Source organism: Actinosynnema sp. NPDC023658 (assembly GCF_040639995.1).
Classification (GTDB): Bacteria; Actinomycetota; Actinomycetes; order Mycobacteriales; family Pseudonocardiaceae; genus Actinosynnema.
Map to the genome: position 1 here is coordinate 43,599 of NZ_JBFAAX010000006.1, position 6,000 is coordinate 49,598.

General features: G+C 65.5%; 6 protein-coding genes. All 6 read left to right on the forward strand.

Annotated elements, in window-relative coordinates:
• Window positions 1–296: 296 nt before the first annotated feature.
• Window positions 297–1,811, forward strand: coding sequence for a sodium:solute symporter family protein (locus AB0G02_RS01885; RefSeq protein ID WP_360787818.1), 1,515 nt, complete (start codon window positions 297–299; stop codon window positions 1,809–1,811).
• A 111-nt stretch (window positions 1,812–1,922) separates the two neighbouring features.
• Window positions 1,923–2,696, forward strand: coding sequence for a methyltransferase domain-containing protein (locus AB0G02_RS01890; protein WP_360787821.1), 774 nt, complete (start codon window positions 1,923–1,925; stop codon window positions 2,694–2,696).
• A 51-nt stretch (window positions 2,697–2,747) separates the two neighbouring features.
• Entirely contained in the window at window positions 2,748–3,200 is a 453-nt protein-coding gene (locus AB0G02_RS01895) for a MarR family transcriptional regulator (RefSeq protein WP_360787824.1), read from the forward strand.
• Window positions 3,197–3,595 (forward strand): DUF5313 family protein, encoded by a 399-nt coding sequence (locus AB0G02_RS01900; RefSeq protein WP_360787826.1) that lies wholly within the window; start codon window positions 3,197–3,199, stop codon window positions 3,593–3,595. Before AB0G02_RS01895 ends, AB0G02_RS01900 begins: the two co-directional genes overlap by 4 nt.
• 534 nt (window positions 3,596–4,129) lie before the next feature.
• Window positions 4,130–4,786, forward strand: a complete 657-nt coding sequence (locus AB0G02_RS01905) for a hypothetical protein (protein WP_360787829.1) — start codon at window positions 4,130–4,132, stop codon at window positions 4,784–4,786.
• A gap of 17 nt (window positions 4,787–4,803) precedes the next feature.
• Window positions 4,804–5,829 (forward strand): ImmA/IrrE family metallo-endopeptidase, encoded by a 1,026-nt coding sequence (locus tag AB0G02_RS01910; RefSeq protein WP_360787832.1) that lies wholly within the window; start codon window positions 4,804–4,806, stop codon window positions 5,827–5,829.
• The last annotated feature ends 171 nt before the right edge of the window (window positions 5,830–6,000 follow it).

A 6,000-nucleotide genomic window follows, 5' to 3' on the forward strand; every position in this document is an offset into this window, starting at 1 on the left:
GGCACGCCGGTCTCCGTCCGGCAGGGGCGCACGCGCGTTGGCACCGGTTCGCATGCCCGTGCGACCGCGTCGGGGGCCAACCATGACGCCGATTTCGCGAATTTGCGCTGTTCCGACGCCTGGGCCGGTCACATATATGAACAAGAGTCACGAATGTGACTCAATGATCCCTCGCGGCCTTCCGCCACGTGCAACCGCCTCGTAAGACGTACGTCACACACCCATGTGGGACGCCGCGCACCGCCGCCGCTCTCGACAGCGCTGCCACCCGTGGGCCGAGCACTCGTGGAGGCCTCATGGAAACCCTCGACTGGATCGTGGTCGGTGGGTACTTCTTCGTGATGGTGGCGATCGGCTACTGGTCACGCGGGCGGATCAAGAACATCGCCGACTTCTTCACCGCGGGCGGCAGGATGCCCTGGTGGCTGTCCGGCATCTCGCACCACATGTCCGGTTACAGCGCCGTCATGTTCGTGGCCTTCGCCGCCGAGGCCTACCGGCTCGGCCTGACCGTCTACATCTGGTGGGCGTTGACGATCGGCGTCGGTGTCGGCATCGGCGCGTTCCTGTGGGCGGGCACCTGGAACCGGCTGCGTTCCAAGCACGGGGTGAAGTCGCCGCTGGAATACCTGGCCCGCCGCTACAACGTGCCGACCCAGCAGATCATGGCGTGGGCGGGCGCCGCGCTGAAGGTCGTGGACATCGCGGCCAAGTGGGTCGCCGTCGCCGTGCTGCTGCAGGGCTTCGCGGGCGTGCCGGTGTGGCTCGGCATCGCGCTCGTCGGCGTCGTCACGATGGTCTACTCGGTGATGGGCGGCCTGTGGGCCGACGCGCTGACCGACTTCGGCCAGTTCGTCATCCAGGGCCTCGCGGGCATCGCCATGTTCGTCGCGGTCGCCGCGCACTTCGGCGGCATCGACTTCATGTGGAACATCTGGGACCAGCTGCCCGAGTCGCACTCCGACCCGCTGTCCGGCCAGTACACGCTGATCTTCTTCATGGCGCTGTTCCTGATCAAGACGCTGGAGTACAACGGCGGCATGTGGAACCTGGCGCAGCGCTACATGGCGGCGCCGTCCGGAGCCGCGGCCAAGCGGTCCGCGCTGCTGTCCAGCGTGCTGTGGCTGGTCTGGCCGCTGATCCTGTTCTTCCCGATGTGGGCCGCGCCGCTGATCGTGCCGGGCATGGAGTCCAACGCCGAGCAGGCCTACGTCGAGATGGGCAAGGCCATGCTGCCCGCGGGCATGATCGGCCTGGTGCTGGCGGGCTTCTTCTCGCACACCATGGCGATGGTGTCCTCGGACGCCAACGTGATCTCGGCGGTCATCACCCGGGACATGCTGCCGAAGCTGTGGAAGGGCGTGCGGCGGTTGAGCGAGCCCGCCCAGCTGCGGATGGCGCGGATCACCACGTTCGCGTTCATCGGGCTGAGCATGACGATCGCGTTGACCGCCGACACCAAGGGTTTCGTGCTCAAGGTCGTGATCGCGCTGGTCGCGGCAACCATGGGTCCGATCGCGATCCCGCTGATGCTCGGCATGCTGCCGTGGTTCAAGAAGGTCGGCCCGACCGCGGCGGCGACGTCGGTGGTCGGCGGCCTCGGCCTGTGGGCCGTGCTGTACGTGATGCAGCAGTACAAGGTCGGGTTCGTCACCCAGGCGGTGATCGTGTCCTGGCCGCTGCTGCTGTCGCTGGTGCTCTACCTGGTGATCGGCCTGGTCATCAAGCCCGAGCCGTCGGAGGACCGCTCGGCGCTGGTCGACTCGCTGAAGTCCGACTCCGATGACGAGAAGGTCGCCGCGCGCGCCTGAGCAGGTCGTCGGTCGGGTCTTCCCCGTTGTGCGGGCGTTGCACGCGCCCGCACAACGGGGGTGCGGGCGGAAGGGCGGTAAACGGATTGCCCCCGCTCTTACCGTCGGAAGATGGACCAGGAGATCAGGGACTTCTACGCGCAGGGCTTCGAGCGGGAGCGGTTGCACGTCGGGGGCAACGGACGGCTGGAGTTCCTGCGGACCCAGGAGGTCGTGCGGCGGTTCGCCGGTCCGCGCAGCAGGGTGCTGGACGTCGGCGGGGCGACCGGCGTCCACGCGGCGTGGTTGGCCCGGGATGGGCACGACGTGCTCGTGGTCGACCCCGTGCCGTCGCACGTGGAGGTGGCCGGCGCGCTGCCCGGGGTGTCCGCCGTCGTGGGTGACGCCCGCGACCTGCCGGACGGGCCGTTCGACGTGGTGCTGCTGTTCGGCCCGCTGTACCACCTGACCGACCGCGCGGACCGGCTGCGGGCGTGGCGCGAGGCGTGCCGCGTGGTGCGGCCCGGCGGGGTGGTGATCGGGCGGTTCGCGTCGCTGTTCGACGGGCTGCGCAAGGACTTCCCGCTGGACCCGCGGTACCGGGACGTCGTGGCGCACGCGGTGCGGACCGGCCAGCACCTGCCGCCCGCCGATACGCCCTGGTTCACCACCGCGTACTTCCACCGGCCCGACGAGGCGGCCGGCGAGGCCCGCGAGGCGGGGCTGGACGTGGTCGGCACGTACGCGGTGGAGAGCGCGGCCTGGTTGCCGTCGAACGCCGACCTGGACGTCGTCTACGCCGACCCACGGCGGTTGGAGTACCTCATGTGGGCGTTGCGCCAGGTCGAGCAGGAGGAGTCGGTGCTCGGCGCGTCGTCCCACCTGCTGACGGCGGCGCGGCGCTGAGTCGGGGGTCACGGTGCGCGGACCGCCCGAGCGGGGATAGTGTGGGTACAAATGATTAGTGCACAAACTGTTGAGGACGACCCGCTGGCCCTGGAACGGCAGGTCTGCTTCGCGCTGTCCATCGCGTCCAGGAACGTGGTCGCCCTCTACCGGCCGCTGTTGGAGCCCATGGGGCTCACCCACCCGCAGTACCTGGTGATGCTGGCCCTGTGGGGTCGCGCGCCGCTGTCGGTGAAGGAGCTGAGCAGGATGCTGGCGCTGGAGCCGGCGACGCTGTCCCCGCTGCTCAAGCGGCTGGAGGCGATCGGGTACGTGACGCGGGCGCGGGACGCGGCGGACGAGCGGCAGCTCGCCGTGACGCTGACCGGCGAGGGCGCGGCGCTGCGCGAGCAGGCGCTGGCCATCCCGCCCGCGGTCGTGGAGCGGCTGGGCATGTCGCTGGACGAGCTGCGCGACCTGCACGCCGTGCTGACCAGGGTCATCGCCGCGTCGGAGCGGTCATGAGCAGCCCGAACCCGCTGCTCCAGGCCTGGTACCTGCTCGGCGGCCGGCTGCCGATGCGGCACCGCGAGTGGGTGTTCCGGCAGGCGACCAAGCCGACGTGGCTGGCGTGGTTCGGCGTGCGGATGTTCCTCCAGGTGCTGCCGCTGACCGTGGTGATCACGCTGGCGCTGGTGCTGGGCCTGGGCTCGCCGTTGCCGCTGGCGATCGCGTGCGGCTCGCTGGGCCTGGTGGTGGGCGTGTACTTCGGCGTGTCGTACGCGATCGAGAGCACCGACCACCGGATGACGAAGTACGGCTACCCGGCCGGCGCGGCGGCGGAGGTGCGCAAGGAGCGGACCCGACGCGACCAGGAGCGTTACGAGCAGGTCTGGCGTTCGGCGGAAAACGAGTCCTGACCCGGCCGCCCGGTGCCCTAGCTTCGGGCGCGTGGAGTGGCAGGCGGCGGTGGCGGCGGCGTTCGGACTCGGTGACGTGGTCGAGCCGTGGACGCCGATGACCCGCTGCGGCGATGCCCGACCGGTGGGGATCGCTCCTGCCGGACCATGACGACGGCACGGCGGGCGTGCTGGTCCCGGTCGGCTAGTTGCACGCCGGTTGCACGGTGACGTACTAGCCCAATCACGACGAAAGCCCAGGTCGTCCGGCTGAACCGGCGCTGACCTGGACCTTCGGTATAAAGAGCGGGTGACGGGAATCGAACCCGCCTCTACAGCTTGGGAACCCGATCTTGCTCCGCTGGTACACGCGCTGATCTGCGACGACGTCGTGGCATGAGTGACCGGTGTTGACCTCAGCTGACCTGTGCCTACAGCACGCCGACAGCACGGCAGACGGCCGTTTCGTCGCGCGTGTACCTACTGTCGGGTACGGCGATCGTCCCCGGTTGGTCGGGGTACTGGTGACACTGGCCGAGACCTACGAAGAGCTGGGTGACGCCCGGCATGAGGGGTGGTATATTTTCCGGCATGAAATCGTGTCCCAGTGCGGACGAGGTGGTTGACGATCTTGGGTCCAAGGTGGTCGATGGCATCGCGCGAGCGGTCCGCGACGCCAAGACGGCCCTCGCGACCTACAGGCAGGTCCTTCCCGCTTACGCTCTTCAGCAGAGCGAGCGTGGCCTCGCGAACTGGGTGCACGACCAGCTCTGGTTCTACTTGAACCTTCACCTCGGAGACGTGCCCGAGGTCAGCTTCATCGACCAGGAACCCCACCGTGAGATCTTTGTGGGCACGCGGTACCGCTTTCGTGTCAAGCGGCACAGTTCGCTTGGGCGTGTTCGGAGCTACCCTACTCAGACTGTGCTCAACTTCTACGAGGACGGTCCGGTTCAACGCGCGCTCGAAGGTTTGGAAGAGGTTTGCTTGACTATGGGGTACGCATGGGATCGAGAAATGCGTGACCTTGGTCCTGCTGTGATGACTTTGCCAAAAAACACAAAAGAGCCTGAGTGGGTCTACGAGTTTCCTGCTCCCACCGCGGCTTCTGGTACCGTCGTCACCCCCGTTCCCCCGCGCATTGAACCGCCGAAGCCGTCCGTTGAAGTTGAATCCGATGATGACGCGACGGAGTCGGGGAACGAATCATAATGAGTAATATCGGCGAGGTGCTGGAAACGGCACGTCGTGCCCGAGGATTGACCCAGGAGGAGTTGGCGGAAGCAGCAGATGTATCTCAGGGTGCGCTGTCCAGATACGAGACTGGTCAGCGTGAGCCTGACGATGAGGTATTGGAAAGGCTTGCTTCTGCACTTGGAGTTACCCGCGATTTTCTTGATCGCGCCGGGCGTATACGAGGTGGCATGGCTGTTGATGCGCACATGCGTCGTCGGCAGACTGCCAAGCCGACCACATGGCGTCAGCTTGAAGCGCAGCTAAATCTATACAGAATCCATGCGAGGATGCTATACGGCGAAGTCGCTGTACGTGCTGAGCAGAGCATTCCCCGTTTGGATGTCGTCGAGACCGACCCTGTTACTGCTGCACGTATCGTCAGAATGCAGTGGCGTATGCCGGTGGGCCCCGTACGCAACCTCGTAGGGTGGCTTGAGGCTGCAGGCTGCATCGTAATCGAAAAAGATTTCGGCACTCCTCGTGTCGACGGTCTTTCTCAGTGGATCGATGACTACCCGCTTATAATGATCAATTCTCGCGTTCCGACTGATCGTAAGCGCTTGACGCTTGCTCATGAGTTGGGGCATCTTGTGCTGCATTCCGTTGATGTCAGTTCCGAAGTTGAATCCGAAGCGAACTCTTTCGCGGGAGAGTTCCTTATGCCTACAGAGGTCATTCGACCTCAGTTGCGGACGATCAATCTCGGGAAACTTCATGACCTGAAGCGTGAGTGGGGTACGTCAATGCAAGCAATCATTGAGCGGGCAAATGAGCTGCGCCTCATCAGTGCTGCACAGCGGACCAATCTATATAAATCTTTGAGTGCTCGCGGATGGCGAACAAGTGAACCTCTCAGTGACGAACTTGCCCCGGAGGCTCCGGCGTTGACGCGCTCTATCGGAGCAGCCCTTGCCGCCAAGGGGTACAGTGATCCGGACATTGCAAAACTGGCCGGATTTGATCCGAATACAGTGGATCATCCATTTCGTCCAGACTTGCCTCGTTTGCAACTCGTTTAATTCCGAACTGCTGGACCACCTGCTCTATTAAACGAGGGTTTCGTGTCATCCCGCCGACCTGGCTCGTCCCAACCGCGCGTGTCAAGGGGGTACCTTCCGTCCATTCTGGACTGTTGGGCTGGGTCTGCCCCCTTGACGCGTGTGGTTGCCCTCGTGGAGGTCGGCGGGATG